This is a genomic window from Paenibacillus maysiensis, assembly GCF_000520815.1.
Classification (GTDB): Bacteria; Bacillota; Bacilli; order Paenibacillales; family Paenibacillaceae; genus Paenibacillus; species Paenibacillus maysiensis.
The window spans coordinates 1-17,809 of record NZ_ASRY01000072.1; the positions used below are offsets into that span (position 1 = coordinate 1).

Genomic DNA, 17,809 nt, shown 5'->3' on the forward strand with positions numbered 1-17,809 from the left:
TCCGATAGCGCCGGGCGCTTTTTCAGTAGCAATTGTTTTTTTCATATGGGTTGAATGCTCCTTTCTGATACGGGTTCTCCATATTATAGCACGGGAAGTCCAAAGCCACTATTCCGCATTAATGGATTACAGCATAACGGGTCCCCCCAAGATACCCTGTTATGGTTGTGCTTTAATTTTACACATTTTTATAGGCACCCGTTTCTGTGCCGGGTTCATCCTCACCGGGTGTCAGCTCAGCTCCGATGACCCGAATGATATCATTCGGATAAATATGTACGCCGCTCGCATGCGCGAGAGCAATCCGTACCATAGCCCGCGCGATCATCGAAGCCGGGATGGCGCGGTAGGAAGCCAGTTTGCCCGTCATCACGCGATCCAGTGCCTTCATGACGACAGCAGCAGCGGCTTCGCCAAAACGACGTTCCGGCCTCGTGCCCAAAATCAGCGACGGACGAAACAAATGCAACGCAGGCAAGCCAATAGCGGCAAGCGCCTCCTCAGCCTCTCCCTTTGTACGGTTGTAAAACACGCGCGAATCCGGGTCCGCTCCCATCGAGGAGATAGCGAGCATCTGCACCGCACCGGCCTCTTTGCCCAACCGGGCGGTCAGAACCGGATAGTCCAGATCCACCTGACGAAACAGCTCCTTGGAGCCAGCCTTTTTCATCGTCGTTCCAAGGCAGCAAAAAACATCATTAACCCCTTCGAAGGCGGACGCCGCTTCCTGCGGCTGCTCCCAGTCGATGAGTGCCTGCTCCAGCTTGGGATGCTTGATTTCCAGCGGACGTCTGCCCACAACCATAACGCGGCTGTATTCCTTTTGCACCAGCAGCTCCCGTACAACATAACCCCCGACAAGCCCCGTTGCACCCACAACGACCGCTTTACGCTCCACGATAGACCTCCTTATGCCTGTAACCTGTAGCGCACCTGCTCTTGCACTTGTACTAGGCTAATTTAAACGGCTGTTCGCCCGCCTCCCTGCTTTTAGACGGACACATGGGCAGATACAGGGAAAAGGTACTTCCCTTGCCCTCCTCACTCTCCAAACGTATAAAACCGCCCAACAAGCGGGATAAATCACGGCTGATCGACAGTCCCAGCCCGGTTCCTCCATATTTGCGGTTAATGGAACCGTTCGCCTGCTGGAATGCCTCAAAAATAACATGCTGCTGAAGCTTGGAAATACCGATGCCCGTATCTTTTACCGCTATTACAACCCAATCCCCCTCCTGCCCCTTTCGTTCCAGATGCTGACTGCTGATTTCCAGCAATACACGTCCCTCATGAGTGAACTTAAAGGCATTAGATAACAGGTTGCGCAAAATTTGCTGTACACGTTTGGGATCGGATCGAATTTCATCCGGTATATCACCATGCTCGTTCAAGCTGAATTCAAGCTTCTTGTCCTTGGCAGTGACTTCAAAATGCATCATCATCACCTGCGCAATCTCGCGCACGCTGACCGACTCACTGACGATTTCCATCCGCCCCGCCTCGACTTTGGACAAGTCCAGAATGTCATTGATCAACTGGAGTAAATCATGCCCCGAGGCATAGATCAGCTCGCTGTACTGGTAAAGCTCGTCCTCATCCAGCTCTTTTCCCTGCTCGTTGATGATCTGCGCCAGATTAATAATGCTATTAAGTGGTGTGCGCAGCTCATGCGACATCGTTGCCATAAAATCCGATTTATATTGGGAAGCCACCATTAACTGTCTGGCCCGTTCTTCCAAAATGATTTTCGTCTTCTGTAACTCATCGCGTTGTTCCGATAATAGCTGATTCGCCTGCTTAATCTGATAATTACGCATCTGCTCCATCTGAAAATCACGTAAAATTAGTGCAAATAAAAAGCTGAGTACAATCCCAATAGGCAAAGTGAGAGGAACAACCTCCGCCACATAATAGCGCCATGGAATGACGCCTAAAAAGGCAATATTCAACGTATTTACGATATTAACCGCTAAAATAGTCACCGCTGCCTTAATAATCAGACGGCACGTAGAACGGCGCATCCAATAGTTCAATCCGGCGCACAGCACGCCTAGGATGCTCATATTCAGAAAGCCGACCCACGCCGCCATATTCACACCGAAGGTAAATCTCGTAAGCCCGATCGCTACCCCGATAATAATAAGCGTATAGGAGCGGGGATACACCAACGCCGCGATAATCAACGGAACAAAGCGCAGGTCAAAAATAACCGTCTCACTAAAGTTAAAACCAAAGCAAGAGCTAACCCATCCACCAAATACTACCAGCAGTACCGAGCTGATATATTTAAATCGCGAAGAGGTACGACTCAACCCATATTTATAAATCACGTTCGCCACATAGGCAACGGCAATCAGCATCCCCAGATTCATTAGAAACATCATTGAAAATTGCATGGACTCACACTCCCATTGCGCGAAAAATTGGATGCCAGGCCTATGCCGACCGCTTTTGCTTTTCTCGTATATCATAACATGAAGCTTCAGCTTTCGACATGTCAAAAGATGCGTACATCTCTATAAAAAAAGCGAACCGCAACGGCTCGCTCTGGTGGATATACAGTATAAGGTCAACTCATGATGCCTTTGTTCCGGCGCCATTCTTCGACAAATAATTCAGCAAAGTAAGGGTCCCACTGGGTTCCTTTTCCCTCTTCCAATATCATAACCGCTTTTTCTTTCGGCATACCCTTCCGGTATGGGCGGTCAGACGTCATCGCATCATACGCATCCGCTACCGCAATGATCCGGCCAAATAGCGGAATATCTTCCCCACGGAGCTGGTCTGGATATCCTTTGCCATCATAACGTTCATGGTGCGAACGCACGCCGGGCAAATAAGGGGCCATGGCATATGCTGGCTCCACCTGGCGGAGAATACTTTCTCCCATAACCGGGTGCATTTTAATCTGGTCAAATTCCTCATCCGTCAGCTTACCATCCTTGAACAGCACGGCATCGGCTACGCCGATTTTGCCGATATCATGCAGTAATGCCGTTTTGCGCAGCAAATCGAGGTCTGTCTCATTCAAACCGCCCCGCCGTCCAATGATCACCGAGTATTCAGCCACACGCAAAGAATGTCCTGCGGTATAAGCATCCCTCGCATCCAGTGCTGCCGCCAAGGTGGCGAAATAACTTTCCTGTAGCTGACTGTTTTTGTCTTCCCGTTCCTTCAATCCCTCGACCATGATATTAAAGCCTTCAATCAGCTTCGCAAACTCGTCAGAGTACAAATCGCTAGCCTTATCGTTCAGGCAGCCTTCCTTCACTTCGTTCATCTTTTCCAGCAAATGGTGAATCGGCTGCTCAATCTCACGGGTTAACAGCCATCCTCCCAGATAAGCAAAGGCCACACCAAATAGTAAAATCGTGCCCGCCCATACCCAATAGGAGTTGGAAAGCGTCTCATCCAGACGTTCCAGCCGAATCTGCGTAGCCAGGCAAAACAAAAATAGCGGAAAAGCACCAATCAACGTTGCACTCAGCTGAAATTTGTGCCGGAGCGATAGTAATACCCGTCCCCGAAGCGATAGGTTAATTCCATATTTCTGATAAGTTCGGTCTCTAATTTCTACCAGCAACGGACGGATCGCCCTCATTGTCAGGAAAAATTCAATCATCGCGTGCATCGAAGCAACCAGACAAGCCCCTACACAGGCAATTCCCACATAATAGAAGGGCAGGGTGAGCTGTCTGGTATGAATCATCCATATGGCCATACCAGCCGCCGGGATGGAAAAACCGAGCAAATGCGGTCCCATAATACGTAACACAGACAGATTAGGCAGACGGTGAATCCGTATATACATCGCTTCTACATCCTCGAACGTCGTCCGCTTATCCAGAAAAAAGTGACGAACTGGTCCCAGATGCATCCTAAATACCAGCGTTTCGCAAGCAATCATAATAATACTGGAAAAAGCAATGATCTTCATAAGACCTAAAAATTCATAACGGGCTACATTTAACGTGGAAAATACAAAAATCGCACCTACCAACAGAACAGCTATAAACGAACCTATAATATAGTTCAGGATAACATGCTGAATAAAACGCTTATAGATCGGCAAAATGCTACCCCTCTTTTCATCCGTACACTCACAAAACATCTTGTTTATTTCAATATCGGAGTCCGGTCGGCAAAAGTTAACCTTCTTGCTTGAGCAATTTGCATAAATCCTATAGCGAATTTTAATCAACCATATATAGATTGAGAAATTGCATCCTTGCATTTTAGAGTCGTTCTTGCTATACTATTAAAGTATGTATTAAACCCCATAGGATTCCGCGCAACAAGCTATTACTCCTAATCACCGCATGGAGCTTCTCCAAATTTTATGTATAACCCTAATGTAGAATTTTGAGCTTTTGCCGAAGATTTTCACATTCACACTGGCGCGGTCATCGGAGCCGCAAGGACGAAAGAGAGGTAGGGCTTTTGTCGTTTGGAAAATGAGCAGTGGAATCGGACTGCCCCTTATGAACATGCTGACCATATTATGAAAGGCAGCAGGGGTTGAATATATATTATGCCGTCGAACCATGAAGTTCGAGCAGGCCGTGCAGTTCACGCAAGCTGCACCCATCCTCCGGATGATCCCCGGGGGATTTTTAATATACATAGGTATCTGTTAAGCACCATCGAAAGCATCTATAAACAAAAAAAATGACCCCGCCAATACATCGGCAGGGCCTATAGCTTGATCAAAAAGGGGGTAATAGGGTCATTATAGTCCCCCTTTCTTAAAACTAAATGATATGCACCTTAAAAACTCATTAATTTTCCAGCTTGGTGTTCTATCCTAATAATTCGTCCAGTATTCCGTGCCGCCCTGCGGCGTGGTTGGCATAGTTGATCGCCCTGTTTCTGGGCGTGTGCCCCTTTCCGTCGAAGGCCGCTCCCACCCTTCCAGCAAGACCACATGCTGAGTACTGGAGTTATTTTCCCATGTAATATAACGCTCCTGTTCCATATGCCGCAAAGCGGCTGTAATCTCGCTGTCCCTTTTCCCCGTTTTGACGGTCAATTCCGTCATCGTCGGCATATGGCGATGCTGGGCAAAATAGTTATACAAAATCCGTAACAGCTTTCGTTCCAAATCAGGCAACATTGTCTTCCCCCCACTATAAAGAACATATGTTCCCATTATAACACATAAAAATGCACCCTCCTACTGGAAGCTGCATTACTAACCCTGTAAACCTCTTTTTGGAGCTCAGCTTTATTTTTTCCAAATGCTCCACAACAGGTATCTTCTTGAGGTAAATCGGTACATGCTAATCAAATATGGTTAATACCAAATAAGAGACAGACCAAGGAGGGTATCGAATATGAAATTTCTATTGATCGTCATCATCGTCGTACTGGTTGTTGTATTGTTCATGAGAAGACGCAGATAAACGAAGACATCCCGTATTGTTGAAAAAAGGATACAAAAAGGGCTTTCGGCCAAAGACCAAAAGCCCTTTTTCATCTGAGGTTAAGCCTGAATTACGCCTTGTTCTTCTTGCTATATTTAATGAATGCAATCACAATCGTCACAGCATATAGTATTCCGCTGACTACCCAGGTTGTTAAAAAAGCCATGCCCAAACCGACATTAGCCCCCATCGTCGGGTGCTGCATTGCAGTAAATACCGAGCCCTGCATCATAAATATTGTACAAAATAAAACAACAGGCGCCAGAATAATTGTGCTTGCCGTCTTACGAGTGCCTGAGACCGCAATTACGCTCAGCGCAGCAATCACCAAAATCACCCAATATATAATCGCTTCCCACATCAAAGTGCTCACCGTCCGATCTTTTTTCTATCCATTCGTAAATGTCCCTTCTATTGTAACAGACGTCACACAGTGAACCAAGCCATAATTTGAAATAAAAAGGGGTAAACCCTGCCGGACAGGATCGGCGCTGTCCTGCTGTATTCTTTTACCACCACTAACTATTGGCTGTTAGCAGCAGGTGTTTTGCCAGAACCTTTGCGCACTATAGCCTTAACCTTGTCATGGGATACCCCCAAAGATTCCAGCGTATTCCCGGATTTGAGGCACCACGCCTCAATATCTCTCGCAAAACCGAAATCGGTTGCGGTAACCTCCAGCTTTTGTCCTTCTTCCAGTGCCTTAACAGCTTCATATACCTTGAGAATAGGACCCGGACATTGCAATCCACAGGCATCCAGCAGGGTTAGCTCTGTGTCGGGGTTTACGGCTTCTTCCGCAACTCTCGAAGGAACACCAGACCCGTCTTTAGCTTCCTCCTTCAATTCGCCCCCTGTAGGCAGATCATAATCAGAATCCCGTTCAGCCATAACTGAATACGTTTTGTAGCCACCATCAACGTTTCTCACCTGATAACCGTATTGGGTCAGCATTCGGGCCGCAATATAGCCCCGCAGCCCGACCTGGCAGGATACCGCGATCTCCAGATCACGAGGGATTTCTGACATCCGTTCTCTCAGCTCTGGCAAAGGAATATGGATAGAACCCGGAATGACTCCTGCCTGCAGCTCCACCTCATCCCTGACATCAATAATGACACCACCGTTGTGGTAAAAGTCATCGACTTCATGCCATTGCATCGTTTGAACCAGCCCATCCATGATATTCGAAGCCACATAACCAGCCATATTGACAGGATCTTTGGCCGAAGAATAAGGGGGAGCATAGGCAAGTTCGATATCAGCCAGCTCACGCACCTCCAAATGCCCACGCATGGCCGTCGCAATCACATCAATCCTTTTGTCTACTCCGTCGGCTCCAACGGCCTGTGCCCCGTATATCATTCCCGTCTCCGGGTTAAAGAGCAGCTTCATGGAAATTGGCGATGCCCCGGGATAATAACCCGCATGCGAACTGGGATGAATATGAACAGCCTTATAGGGAACGCCCAGCCGTAGCAATGTTTTTTCGTTATTGCCTGTCGATGCTGCGGTCAAGGCAAAGGTCTTAATCACGGACGTGCCGAGCGCGCCATCATAAGAAATGGCCTGACCGTTCATATGATCCGCCACCAAGCGCCCCTGCCGATTGGCTCCCCAGGCCAGCGATACCATGGTCGCAAACCCATGATTGCGGTCTTTGACCTGAATGGCGTCTCCTACCGCATAAATGGCCGGATCACTGGTTTGCAGTTGGGCGTTCACCTGAATAGCCCCGCGAAAACCAAGCTCCAATCCGCTTTGCTTTGCCAGTTCATTTTCGGGAACAACACCAATCGCCATAATAACCAAATCCGTCTGAAGCACACCTCCCGAAGCTAAAAGGAGCCGTGTGCCCTGATCTGCAAAAGCCGCGACCCCTTCCCTTAAGCGCACCTCCACTCCGTTCAGCTTCATATGCTGTTCTACCAGTCTAGCCATTTCAGGATCTAGCGGATTAAGCAATTGTTCTCCCTGGTCGATAATCGTTACCGCAAGTCCACGCTCCCGCAGATTCTCAGCCATTTCCAGCCCAATAAATCCACCGCCGATTACAGTAGCATGTCGCGGGTGCTTTTCATCTACATATGCCTTAATCACGTCCGTATCAGGAATATTTCTTAGCGTAAATAGATTAGTAGCTTCGTTTAATCCGGGAATATCCGGTATCATCGGCTTGGCCCCTGGGGACAAAACCACCAAGTCGTACGGCTGCTCCCCCATTGTTCCTGTCATTACATCACGGAAGCGGATGAGCTTCTGCTCCCGGTCTATTTCTGTTACTTCGGTAAATACCCGTACATCTATATTAAAACGGTCTCGAATCCCTTGAGGTGTCTGGAGGAACAGCTTCTCCCGCGCACGGATCGTCTCGCCAATATAGTAAGGAAGTCCACAGTTTGCAAAAGAAACATGCTCTCCGCGTTCAAACATTATAATCTCGTCTTCCTCATTCCATCTACGCAATCTTGCCGCCGCAGAAGCTCCACCTGCTACCCCGCCAATAATAACTATTTTTCTGCTCATTTCTTCCTCTCCTCATATACCCTATGGGGTATAATATATACCTGTGTGGGTATATTGTCAACGCTATTTCTTCATGACATGGACGCAAAAAAGGCGGAGGTTGCCCCCCACCTGATTAACCACAGACCGTAAACCAATCTGGGTTGGAAAAACCACTTAAATCCTGCACAAATGCTCTGTCATACTCGGCTTAACAAGCCAACGCCGCTTGCTCACTTAACTACTGCTGGCTGGCCGCGATCGCCTGCTCCAAATCGTACAAAATATCGTCTATCGCTTCCGTCCCGACGGACAAACGCAGCAGCTCTGGCTTGACTCCGGCAGCAACCTGTTCCTCCGCATTCAACTGTTGATGGGTTGTGCTCGCCGGATGAATGATCAGAGATTTGGAATCGCCCACATTCGCCAAATGGGAAAATAGCTTCACATTTTCAATCAGCTTGCTTCCCGCCTGACTGCCGCCTTTAATGCCGAAGGTCAGGATCGCCCCTTGCCCTTTCGGCAAGTATTTTTGGGCTAATTCGTAGGATGGATGGCTTGGCAATCCGGTGTAGCTGACCCATTCCACATCCTTGTGGCTTTCGAGATATTGCGCTACCTTCAAAGCATTCTGGCTATGTCTTTCCAGCCGCAGATGGAGTGTCTCCAGGCCCTGAAGCAGCAGCCATGAGTTGAACGGTGAAATAGCTGCTCCCAGGTCACGCAACAGTTGTACCCGCGCCTTGATAATATACGCAATAGGCCCTACCGCCTCGGTGTACACAACCCCGTGATAGCTCGGGTCCAGCTCGGTCAGTCCAGGGAAACGGCCACTTGCTTCCCAGTCAAACTTGCCACTGTCCACGATCACCCCACCGATGGACGTACCGTGTCCGCCAATAAACTTCGTTGCAGAATGCACGACAATATCCGCTCCATATTCGATAGGACGCAATAAGTACGGGCTTGGGAACGTGTTATCCACAATCAACGGAATACCGTATTCATGCGCAATCGCTGCCACAGCTTCCACATCCAGCACATTGCCCTGCGGATTGCCAATCGTCTCGGCAAATAACGCCTTCGTTTTATCCGTAATGGCTTTACGGAAGTTCTCCGGGTCATCCGAATCCACAAAATGCACCTTAATGCCCAGCTTCGGCAGCGTCGTGGAAAACAAATTATATGTACCGCCATACAGACTGGATGCCGACACAATTTCATCCCCTGCTCCCGCAATGTTCAGGATGGAAAAGGAAATGGCTGCTGCTCCCGAAGCCGTTGCCAACGCGCCAGCCCCTCCCTCCAGAGCTGCGATCCGCTGCTCGAACACATCCGTGGTCGGATTCATCATACGCGTATAAATGTTACCGAACTCTTTTAGCGAAAACAAATCAGCCGCATGCTCGGCATCCCGAAATCCAAACGAGGTGGTTTGATATAACGGAACGGCGCGGGCAAAGGTAGTAGGATCAATTTGTTGTCCGGCATGGACAGCGAGAGTTTCGAATGACAGCTTGCGTTCTTCTGACATGGTTTTTTCCTCCCTTGTTATACGTGCTGTAATGCGCAATCATGGATGATTTTTTCAATCATTCTCGCATAAAAAGAACGATTTGGGAAGATAATTCTCATTATTCAGGTAGGAAATTATTAAAATGTTCAATTCGACCCCCAAGGAATAACTCTTAGTCCCGGCCAATTGGCCATCCATCTTTGTACCTTGTTATTGTATATCTCTTGGGTTATCTGGACTTTATTAGCCCTCACGATCAACCCAAACAGATCATTTAATCCGAAAGGGGCGTAAACTTTCCAAGCTCCGCTCTCTGTCCTTCGCACGCCTAAGGCCGTAGCAGTCGTAGGCCACGTATTGATAGCTTCCTCCAGAGAGTTATACGGTTGGATCGTATAGCCAAAATGCTGTTCATACCACAAGTGAACGCGCGCCTGATTTTTAATATCCAGACGGACAGGCATATCCATATCTCCAAACTGTTCCCTGACGTTATGGATCACCTCGCATTCTTTGTCATACGATACGTCGGCATCATAATACACAAAATCAACATCGTTAATCCCATGTTGAAGGGGCAAGCCGAGCAAATGGTTCCAGACACTTTGCGCAATACACCCAGCACCTACGTAGTAATGCTCTATTTCTAGATCAACTGCTTTCTGCAACACTGCATCCAGCATAGGGTTTGACTCTATAATCCGGGTTAGACCATCCATCTGAACAGCAAGATCCTGATTATAAACAGAGAAATTGGTTTTCAACTTGTACCCTCCATTTTCTGAAAATAAATGCCTCATCAGGGTTTACTTACATTTCATTATATCATCAGGTTTCAGACCGGAAGGTTTTGCCCAACTGCTCACCAAGGCCGAAATAATGGCGGAAGTTGTAGATGAGCGGGCTCCACTTTGCCGGATCAATGTGGTTATCACCGAGGATCATATCCTGATGAACATGCACCTGTATGGCTTGGGTTTCGACGATTGCAAAATAAGGAGAATGATCAGGAATCCGTACCTCCTTCACCTTGGCTTCGATTTGAATAGGACATTCCCTAATTCGAGCGGGCTTGACCACATTAGAGTCAATCGAAGTTAGTCCGCTAATCTCATACTTATCTTTATGGTAAGTAAACCCATTTTGTTGCTTATCCTCCGGTACGGGGTTTTTGCCCGTGTAGGGGGCCAACCGCTCCACATGCTCCCATAAGGCAGGTCCAGGAACGTTAATCACACATTCGGGATGCCGCTTCATATTTTCAAATGCTTTTCCGCCTATACCAATGCCTAATACCACACAATCCCCTAATGCCCATGAAGAGGAAATGGGACTAATATTGGTCGTTCCATCCTCATTCAGCGTGTTGAGTAATACCACAGGGGTTCCGTAATATAAAATGCTAGGGTTAATCGTTTTAACGTCTGGGCTGTGATTCATTTGATTCATTTGGTCCATTATCCCTTCTCCTTCTGTTCAGATCTCCCTCCTTATTGTAGAATATAAATATTTCAATCTTCATCGAAGTATGGAATACAAAGGGGGATAACCACACAATGAGTGCCAAATCAAATGTAGCCATGATCGCTTCTCTCGTCAGCGAGCCTTCCCGCGCAGCCATCTTAACCGCCTTATTAGACGGCAGATTTCATACGGCAAGCGAGCTGGCCCATATGGCAGGCATCAAACCGCAAACCGCCAGCTTCCATTTGGCTAAAATGACCGAGGCTCAAGTCGTTACTGTGGAGAAACAAGGGCGGCACCGTTACTACGGCATTCAAAACCCCGAAGTTGCCCGGGTGATGGAGTCATTTTTATCCATAGCCCCGCCTGTTCCAATCAAGTCATTCAAACATGCCTCCGAAGACGAAGCCATACGTCAAGCAAGAACTTGCTACGATCATCTGGCAGGTCATCTAGGCGTACAGCTAACGGCTTCTCTCATTCAAAAAGATTACATTTCGGATGAGCGGGACGGGTTCTCTGTTACCGAAAAAGGGAGGGCGTTCTTTGCAGACTTCCAGATTGACCTTGAAGCAACGAAAAAAAAGCGCCGCTCCTTCTCACATAAATGCATGGATTGGAGTGAACGACGCCACCATCTGGCCGGAGCCTTGGGGAATGCTCTTTTGGACAGATTATTCGAATTAAACTGGATTCAACGTCTGCCCAAAACCCGAGCGATCCACATTACAATAGACGGTGAAAGAGGTTTTAAAGAGGTGTTTTCGATAGAAATCATGAAGGATAACTCTGAATTGTAGTCCTTTACTGAGCGTATATCCGTTTACGTTGCTCTTCCACAAGCTGAGTCAGTTCAGGAGTAGCATATCCGGCAGGGTAGAAGGCTTTATATTTGATATGATAGGCAAGATTTCTCGTTGATCCGTCTTTCATTTCAATCTGGAGATAGTAGCTATTCCCGGCCAAACTGTTGGTCTGCTTGTACATTTGGTCAAATGGAACGTAGTTCAGTTTAGGATAGGCTTCGGCAAATGTGGCAATCGCCTGGGGTGTGAAATCTTTCAACTCGGTCCCGTCATTGCCGCTGACAAAGCGAACGACTGCTATTTTTCCCGAGATATCCAGCAAATCATTAATAGTCTTGGCCGAAGGGTTATGCGTCGCTTCATACAATATATCCCCAGCAAATAATCTGGCAGATTGGGCGTATCCTTTCACTTCATAGAGTTCTGTACCGATCTCCAGCAAAGTAGCATCCCCGTCCTTCATTACATAACCCGGGCAAGCATAATCTGCCATGCGATATAAAATTGCGCCAACTTTCTCCCCTTTGTGCAAGTTACTATTGTCGTTCTCATAGCTCGCCCTATAGGTAACGCCATTCCATTTTGCTAAAGATGCGTAATCAATAGTTACATTTGAACACTCTTTTTCGTGCTTATCCGATGGCCCCACTTGTGTGGATTCTACAGACGATTTTTCATGTTCCTCGTCCTTCGCTGGCGTGCAGCCGGATAATAGTAACACTACGGTACAAGCTACTGCTATAGTTCGTCTAAACAACGTGAAGCTGTTCATTGATCATCCCCCCTGAATACTCAGACGGGTTCACATCCCGAATAGTTACTAACCACTGGACTGAGACAGCCATTGCAGCACACGGGAAGCACAAACAAAAGGTGTTTCTCTTCCCAGTAAATTTGGACAAATGACGTCAACCGATCTCTAAGGCCCTTCTGGACAAAGCTGGGTAAATGTAAAAAAATAATCACAAGGAGACTATAACAATGCCCATTAAATATGGCGTGCTAAAAGCAATTCCTAAAAAATTCAAATTAGGAAAACATAATCAGCATCTAGAAGTGCTCATGGAAGTATCGCATAGCAAAGAAAAGTTTAGATTAGCAATTAATATCCAATCACAAGCTTGGCCGTCAGAAGTTCTTTATTTGATTGGCGAAAATTTTAACTCCTCGCAAATCACTCATCTGCAAGGTATGGAAGAAGGCGTCACTGGAATCAATAAAAACAATCGGGAAATTGCATTGGATTATGTCAGGGGCGGTCTGTTTGATCCTAAACAAATGACACCGCTCCCAAATATTAAACCTGGTCCCGACAACGATTTATACGAAAAGTTAACAGACTATGTTCAAAAAGCCATTGATGAAGAAGCCGTTATATATGCTTATGGAGAACGATTTGGCCTTTTCATTTCCTGAAAACCTATGCATTCAAAAGGCCCCGTTGCTAAATGACGACCTCTCATAACGGTTTAATTATTTATGCTACATAGCAGCAATTGCACATCAGTGCATGATTTCTTCCTTGTTCACCTTAACACCTGATAAAGATTGATCAAACATATCGAGTATAAAAAGGAAGCGCTCAGCTTCACGAAATACATGATCGGCTAATAAAGGATGGATAACGCTCTTTATTCGGCATTCGTCGATTAAATCACGCGCTGTTTTCTTAAAATCACGCAAGGACTTAACAGAGACACGGTTTTCATCCACAAATTGACTTAGGAGTGGAACGGTCTGTGACTGTGGCCGCATATGACTTAAATCAATCGCTTGAAACATCAGCGTATCGAAATCATTACTAAACTCTCTAGCTTGTTCAACCAGTTTACGTTCGGATGGATCAAGCAAATGACCTATAAATTTTGCGTGGTCGGCCATGATTTTCAAGAAAAATACATTTTCATCAATAATTGCATCGGGTAATGGTTCGAGCTTCCCTGAATTGAGTTCCTCTAAACGGTTTCTGAAATAATTCGCTTCCCGGCTCACATGATCTACCAGTAAAGGGAAATTGGTTTGTCCGGGAAGCTTGCATTGCAATATAAGGCCCAATACCATTCTCTTAAACGCCCAAATATTCGTCGCCGCATTCCGGACCTCCGCATTAAACTCTTTGATTGTGTGAGGGTCTGTATTGATATTAAAATCGTGGGATCTTCTCTCAATATCCTCAAAAATAGCGTAAAACTGATTGGCTTCTGTAATGAGTTGAGTATCTTCAGCTCTAAAACCTAACCCCAGAAAAAATGAATGCTCCTTCATGATCCTGGACCAAAATCGTATCTCATCTAATGAGCGTGCAACGAATGCATCCAATCATATCCCTCCTCTATGTGAGCAAAAAGCACTTACTTAGTCATATGGAATATGCCTTGTCATTATGTATATCGAATCCCACGTCTAATACTAATCTAATTCCGAGGTTGCCCTGTTGAGACTCGTATCCCTGTTCCCTTATGTAAGAGAAATATTCAGTAGTTCATCTAAAAGCTTTTCGCATAAAGAAAAACCCTACTGATACAAAATAACCCCATATTGGCTATAAACCGGCGGAGTTATTAGATCATCATCCTGGGTCTTCTCCTGATACAAGGTCTATTCGAAATTCAAGCTGTTCTCGCATAAAAATTTTACCCACTGTCTTAACTGATTCTGGCTTAATCTCCTCTACTACTCCTCCATAATCCTCAAATGCCACACGTAATTCCTCATCAATGGATACAACGTATACATGCGCCTGGACCAAAGCAGTTCCAAACAGCTCCCTGTCTGTCTTCAATACTTTATATGTGTGTTTCACAACGATCACCTCAAATATTCCATTCTGTGAACCATATATGGATTCCTTCTGCCATAAACAATTTCTGTGCATGTTCCCCTGTTCCTTTCGAGATTCAATTAGATCTCTCCTTGGACTACTGTGATCCAATAGAGCATCAAGTGTCGTACCCTCGACCCACAGCATACAGAAAAATACAACCTAGTTTCATCCAATCAAATGACTAATGCCTTATACTTTCGACGACTTATGTTCCCCCGAAACAAATTAAAATTCCATAATAATACTCATATTTGAATATATATCATTTAATGTTTGGACAATTATCCCAATCTAATTCTATAATTCAGTTGTCACTACATATATTAGGAGGAAGTCATGAAAAATATCATATTCAAAAAACTAGGAACTATGATGTTAGCTCTACTCATTGGGGTTTCGGTGTTTTCATTGTTCCCTGCCGTTACAAAAGCTGAGACTACAAATGTAACTTGGAAAAACGGGTCTGTAGTAACTTCTCTCGATGGGATAGGAACAAGCGACAGAGCGACAGTGGGGAAAACAAATGGGAAATGGTATTGGGAAGTAAAGGTAAGCAATATTGCTTCATTCGTAGGAATAACAGGTGAATCAGACCGACAGTATCAAGCGATTTATGGAGCGGGTGGTCAAATTTGGAATAACATCACATCACCAGTAGCGGTAGGTTACAATTCTGGTTTTGGAGTTGGTTACGTTATCGGCATTGCATTGGACTTAGATAACGATAAAATTATTTGGTACAGGAATGGGGTTTCCTCTGGAGCTAATTCCATTAAACCATCTGAACTAGAGGGATCCCAAATTTTCCCTGTAATTTTAAGTGGAACTGCTCAGAAAATAGGTTTTGAAGCTAATTTTGGAGCAAGCGATTTTAAATATCCTATTCCTGAAGGATTTTTACCTTATCAAGCTACGGGCGGATCTACAACACCTGATCCATCTACAACACCTAATCCATCTACAACACCTGATCCGTCTACAACACCTGATCCGTCTACAAAGCCTGATCCGTCTACAAAGCCTGATCCGTCTACAAAGCCTGATCCATCTACAAAGCCTGATCCGTCGGATACAGATGGCACCTCCCAACCAACTGGTGACCGTGCAATTCTGACTGTAACGATGGACAATGGATTGAATAAGGAATTTGATCTGAGTAAAAAAGAACTGAGTGCCTTCATCGCTTGGTATGATGCTAAAGATGCCGGCAGAGGAGTTTCATTCTTTGCCATTGATAAGCACAATAATAACAAAGGTCCATTTAGCAATCGCAAAGACTACGTAATATTCAACAAAATCCTTACTTTCGAAGTAAGCGAATACTCAACTAAATAAACAGCAAGAAGGACTCTATCTGGCTATATGCCTTTGGAGTCCTATTTTACATTCACTAGACTAAAGGGTAGAAGATTGTCCAAAATCACGAATAAGCGCGGCTTCCAAAAAGCTTGGAAGCCGCGCTGTGCTTGAGTTTCATAGAATGCTGGTGAAGGGAATTGAATCCCCGGCCTACGCATTACGAGTGCGTCGAAATAGAGTTTTAATAGGTTTTAAAAGGGGCCTATAGCCTGCACTATCAAGAATAAGGTTCCTACTGGTAGTGTAGATATCCGTATTTCGGTAGAAGATTTGGTAGAAGAAAAGTCGTGATAAAATGTGCGAAGTACCCTGCCGTAACGAATAGGGTACTTCGCTTTATTTAGAGTATTCACTTACTTCAAACGTGAGTATCCGATCATACAGCATGTAGTCCTTTCGGCTGCTGAATGGGCCTTTATTATTGTCATGCTTATTGATGGCATATGAAGCCGATCCAGTTCCAGCCTGTTTGCCTTCATACCAGGCAATAAAGTCATTGACTTCTCTCATACTCATGTCGAATTCTTTTTCTAAGCCGGTTGTCATTACAAAACAAAATAAAAATCACCATATCTATAACAGTAAAGCACCTTACTATGCTCTAAAATTTAAATCCACTATTAAACTTATATTTGAATATATACAAATTATTGTTTGGACCTGTATATCAAAATAATAGTATTCTATCTTATGCAAATAAATAATAAAGGAGAATATATGTGAGAATTTTCAAGAAAATATTTGTTTCCGCGTTACTGAGTCTATTGTTATTCCTAAGTGTAAACCAAAGCATTACTTTTGCTGCGTCAGTTGGTGACCCTCTTAATGAACCAGAAGCAGGGTGGACTCGTTATAATTATAATGATGCGAATATTACGTACCTCGGAGGAAAGTGGTTCAAAGGTACTAGGCCAACAACTTGGAATTCACCATATCAAGCCTCTGGAACTTCCCTCAAAGTTAATTTTACGGGAACTAAATTGAGATTCATATCTACCACATGGGAAACAGGTTCAACTAGTATTGATGTTTTTATAGACGGTGTTAAAGTTGATAATTTTTCACTGAGAGGTGAAAGTACAACAGCGACTAAAATTATGTATGAGAAATTAGGATTAGCTCAAGGAGAACACTCTGTAGAATTTGTGAACAATACAAATTATTATTTATATCTTTATTCAATTGATACGGATGGTCCGCTGAAGCCTTTCAATTTAATCAAAAGCGGATCACAACCCGGAACCGAACAACCCGGAACCGAACAACCTGGAACTCAACAACCAGCACAACCAACTGGTGACCGCGCTATTCTGACTGTAACAATGGACAATGGATTTGATAAGGAATTTGATTTGAGCAAAAAAGAACTGAGTGCCTTTATCGCTTGGTATGACGCTAAAGATGCTGGCAGAGGCGCTTCATTCTTTGCCATTGACAAGCACAATAATAACAAAGGTCCTTTCAGCAATCGTAAGGACTACGTAATCTTCAACAAAATCCTTACATTTGAAGTAAGCGAGTATTCAACTAAATAAACAATAAGAAGGACTCCATACTGGTTACATACCAGCGGAGTCCTTTTTCACATCTACTCTAAATTCAAACTGCTTACGCAAGAAATAAGATCCGTTAATCTTGATGGCTTCCGGTGTAATCTTCTCCACTTCTCCACCGTAGTCCACAATATCTATCAGCTCCTCTCCCAACGGCTGAACAATATATACTCTTACCTGGCTTAATGCAGCTGCAAACAGTTCTATATCCGATTTTAACACTTTATATGTATGGTTGATATTGATCACCTCAGTAACTCATTCGGTGTATGGTGGGAAATCCCTGCTAACGTAAAAACACCCCACTAGCTTAGCCAGTAGGGTGTCACCGATGCTTTCGGAATGCACAACGGAGCTTC

At 45.1% G+C, this 17,809-nt stretch carries 17 protein-coding genes and 1 pseudogene; 4 read left to right on the top strand and 14 right to left on the bottom strand.

The features are described from left to right. Positions 1–178 precede the first annotated feature (178 nt). The 9 genes from L696_RS0104465 to L696_RS0104505 all read right to left on the bottom strand — a co-directional run bounded on the left by L696_RS0104465 (position 179) and on the right by L696_RS0104505 (position 10,902). Positions 179–898 carry an NAD(P)H-binding protein gene (locus L696_RS0104465; protein ID WP_025682567.1) on the bottom strand — a complete coding sequence of 240 codons (720 nt, stop codon included), beginning with the start codon at positions 896–898 and terminating at the stop codon, positions 179–181. Positions 899–950: 52 nt separating this feature from the next. Continuing rightward, the gene (locus tag L696_RS0104470; protein WP_025682568.1) at positions 951–2,396 is read right to left on the bottom strand and encodes an ATP-binding protein; all 1,446 of its coding nucleotides are present in this window, start codon (positions 2,394–2,396) and stop codon (positions 951–953) included. 173 nt (positions 2,397–2,569) lie between these two features. Next, positions 2,570–4,072 carry an HD-GYP domain-containing protein gene (locus L696_RS0104475; protein WP_025682569.1) on the bottom strand — a complete coding sequence of 501 codons (1,503 nt, stop codon included), beginning with the start codon at positions 4,070–4,072 and terminating at the stop codon, positions 2,570–2,572. Between the two features lie 732 nt (positions 4,073–4,804). Next, positions 4,805–5,113, bottom strand: a complete 309-nt coding sequence (locus tag L696_RS0104480; protein ID WP_025682570.1) for a LexA family transcriptional regulator — start codon at positions 5,111–5,113, stop codon at positions 4,805–4,807. Positions 5,114–5,493: 380 nt separating this feature from the next. Further along, entirely contained in the window at positions 5,494–5,796 is a 303-nt protein-coding gene (locus tag L696_RS0104485; protein WP_245233290.1) for a hypothetical protein, read from the bottom strand. 149 nt (positions 5,797–5,945) lie between these two features. Continuing rightward, a complete protein-coding gene (locus L696_RS0104490) occupies positions 5,946–7,949 on the bottom strand; it encodes a CoA-disulfide reductase (protein ID WP_025682572.1) in 2,004 nt (667 codons plus the stop codon). A 220-nt stretch (positions 7,950–8,169) separates the two neighbouring features. After that, entirely contained in the window at positions 8,170–9,462 is a 1,293-nt protein-coding gene (locus tag L696_RS0104495; RefSeq protein ID WP_025682573.1) for a homocysteine synthase, read from the bottom strand. Between the two features lie 128 nt (positions 9,463–9,590). Further along, entirely contained in the window at positions 9,591–10,208 is a 618-nt protein-coding gene (locus L696_RS0104500; protein WP_025682574.1) for a nucleotidyltransferase family protein, read from the bottom strand. 64 nt (positions 10,209–10,272) lie between these two features. After that, a complete protein-coding gene (locus L696_RS0104505) occupies positions 10,273–10,902 on the bottom strand; it encodes a flavin reductase family protein (RefSeq protein WP_049827272.1) in 630 nt (209 codons plus the stop codon). A gap of 98 nt (positions 10,903–11,000) precedes the next feature. Here L696_RS0104505 and L696_RS0104510 point away from each other — a divergent pair, with 98 nt between their 5' ends. Continuing rightward, complete coding sequence (locus tag L696_RS0104510) at positions 11,001–11,708, top strand: ArsR/SmtB family transcription factor (RefSeq protein ID WP_025682576.1); 708 nt, start codon at positions 11,001–11,003, stop codon at positions 11,706–11,708. A gap of 4 nt (positions 11,709–11,712) precedes the next feature. On the opposite strand, the gene L696_RS0104515 is transcribed toward L696_RS0104510, so the two are convergent. Next, positions 11,713–12,486, bottom strand: a complete 774-nt coding sequence (locus L696_RS0104515) for a hypothetical protein (RefSeq protein ID WP_025682577.1) — start codon at positions 12,484–12,486, stop codon at positions 11,713–11,715. Positions 12,487–12,695: 209 nt separating this feature from the next. Between L696_RS0104515 and L696_RS0104520 the strand changes: the two genes are divergently transcribed. Next, positions 12,696–13,130, top strand: a complete 435-nt coding sequence (locus L696_RS0104520; RefSeq protein ID WP_025682578.1) for a DUF2278 family protein — start codon at positions 12,696–12,698, stop codon at positions 13,128–13,130. 87 nt (positions 13,131–13,217) lie between these two features. Here the strand turns inward: L696_RS0104520 and L696_RS0104525 are convergent, their stop codons facing one another. Both L696_RS0104525 and L696_RS32620 read right to left on the bottom strand, forming a co-directional pair. Beyond that, complete coding sequence (locus L696_RS0104525) at positions 13,218–14,033, bottom strand: DUF2935 domain-containing protein (RefSeq protein ID WP_025682579.1); 816 nt, start codon at positions 14,031–14,033, stop codon at positions 13,218–13,220. Between the two features lie 250 nt (positions 14,034–14,283). Continuing rightward, a complete protein-coding gene (locus L696_RS32620; protein ID WP_425339299.1) occupies positions 14,284–14,682 on the bottom strand; it encodes a hypothetical protein in 399 nt (132 codons plus the stop codon). 192 nt (positions 14,683–14,874) lie between these two features. Here L696_RS32620 and L696_RS0104535 point away from each other — a divergent pair, with 192 nt between their 5' ends. Further along, a complete protein-coding gene (locus L696_RS0104535; RefSeq protein WP_025682581.1) occupies positions 14,875–15,873 on the top strand; it encodes an SPRY domain-containing protein in 999 nt (332 codons plus the stop codon). Between the two features lie 360 nt (positions 15,874–16,233). On the opposite strand, the pseudogene L696_RS0104540 reads toward L696_RS0104535, so the two are convergent. After that, positions 16,234–16,443: pseudogene (locus L696_RS0104540) on the bottom strand (Ig-like domain-containing protein); the annotation flags it as partial. Between the two features lie 173 nt (positions 16,444–16,616). Here L696_RS0104540 and L696_RS30220 point away from each other — a divergent pair. Continuing rightward, on the top strand, positions 16,617–17,432 hold the full coding sequence (locus L696_RS30220) for a hypothetical protein (RefSeq protein WP_245233291.1): 816 nt from the start codon (positions 16,617–16,619) through the stop codon (positions 17,430–17,432). Positions 17,433–17,456: 24 nt separating this feature from the next. Here the strand turns inward: L696_RS30220 and L696_RS0104550 are convergent, their stop codons facing one another. Further along, entirely contained in the window at positions 17,457–17,690 is a 234-nt protein-coding gene (locus L696_RS0104550; protein WP_025682584.1) for a hypothetical protein, read from the bottom strand. Between the last annotated feature and the right edge of the window lie 119 nt (positions 17,691–17,809).

Excerpts from the sequence above, each read along its gene's own strand:
- L696_RS0104470 (WP_025682568.1), bottom strand. The coding sequence starts at position 2,396 with ATGCAATTTTCAATGATGTTTCTAATGAATCTGGGGATGCTGATTGCC.
- L696_RS0104480 (WP_025682570.1), bottom strand. The coding sequence starts at position 5,113 with ATGTTGCCTGATTTGGAACGAAAGCTGTTACGGATTTTGTATAACTAT.
- L696_RS0104490 (WP_025682572.1), bottom strand. The coding sequence starts at position 7,949 with ATGAGCAGAAAAATAGTTATTATTGGCGGGGTAGCAGGTGGAGCTTCT.
- L696_RS0104495 (WP_025682573.1), bottom strand. The coding sequence starts at position 9,462 with ATGTCAGAAGAACGCAAGCTGTCATTCGAAACTCTCGCTGTCCATGCC.
- L696_RS0104505 (WP_049827272.1), bottom strand. The coding sequence starts at position 10,902 with ATGGACCAAATGAATCAAATGAATCACAGCCCAGACGTTAAAACGATT.
- L696_RS0104510 (WP_025682576.1), top strand. The coding sequence starts at position 11,001 with ATGAGTGCCAAATCAAATGTAGCCATGATCGCTTCTCTCGTCAGCGAG.
- L696_RS0104515 (WP_025682577.1), bottom strand. The coding sequence starts at position 12,486 with ATGAACAGCTTCACGTTGTTTAGACGAACTATAGCAGTAGCTTGTACC.
- L696_RS0104520 (WP_025682578.1), top strand. The coding sequence starts at position 12,696 with ATGCCCATTAAATATGGCGTGCTAAAAGCAATTCCTAAAAAATTCAAA.
- L696_RS32620 (WP_425339299.1), bottom strand. The coding sequence starts at position 14,682 with ATGCTGTGGGTCGAGGGTACGACACTTGATGCTCTATTGGATCACAGT.
- L696_RS0104535 (WP_025682581.1), top strand. The coding sequence starts at position 14,875 with ATGAAAAATATCATATTCAAAAAACTAGGAACTATGATGTTAGCTCTA.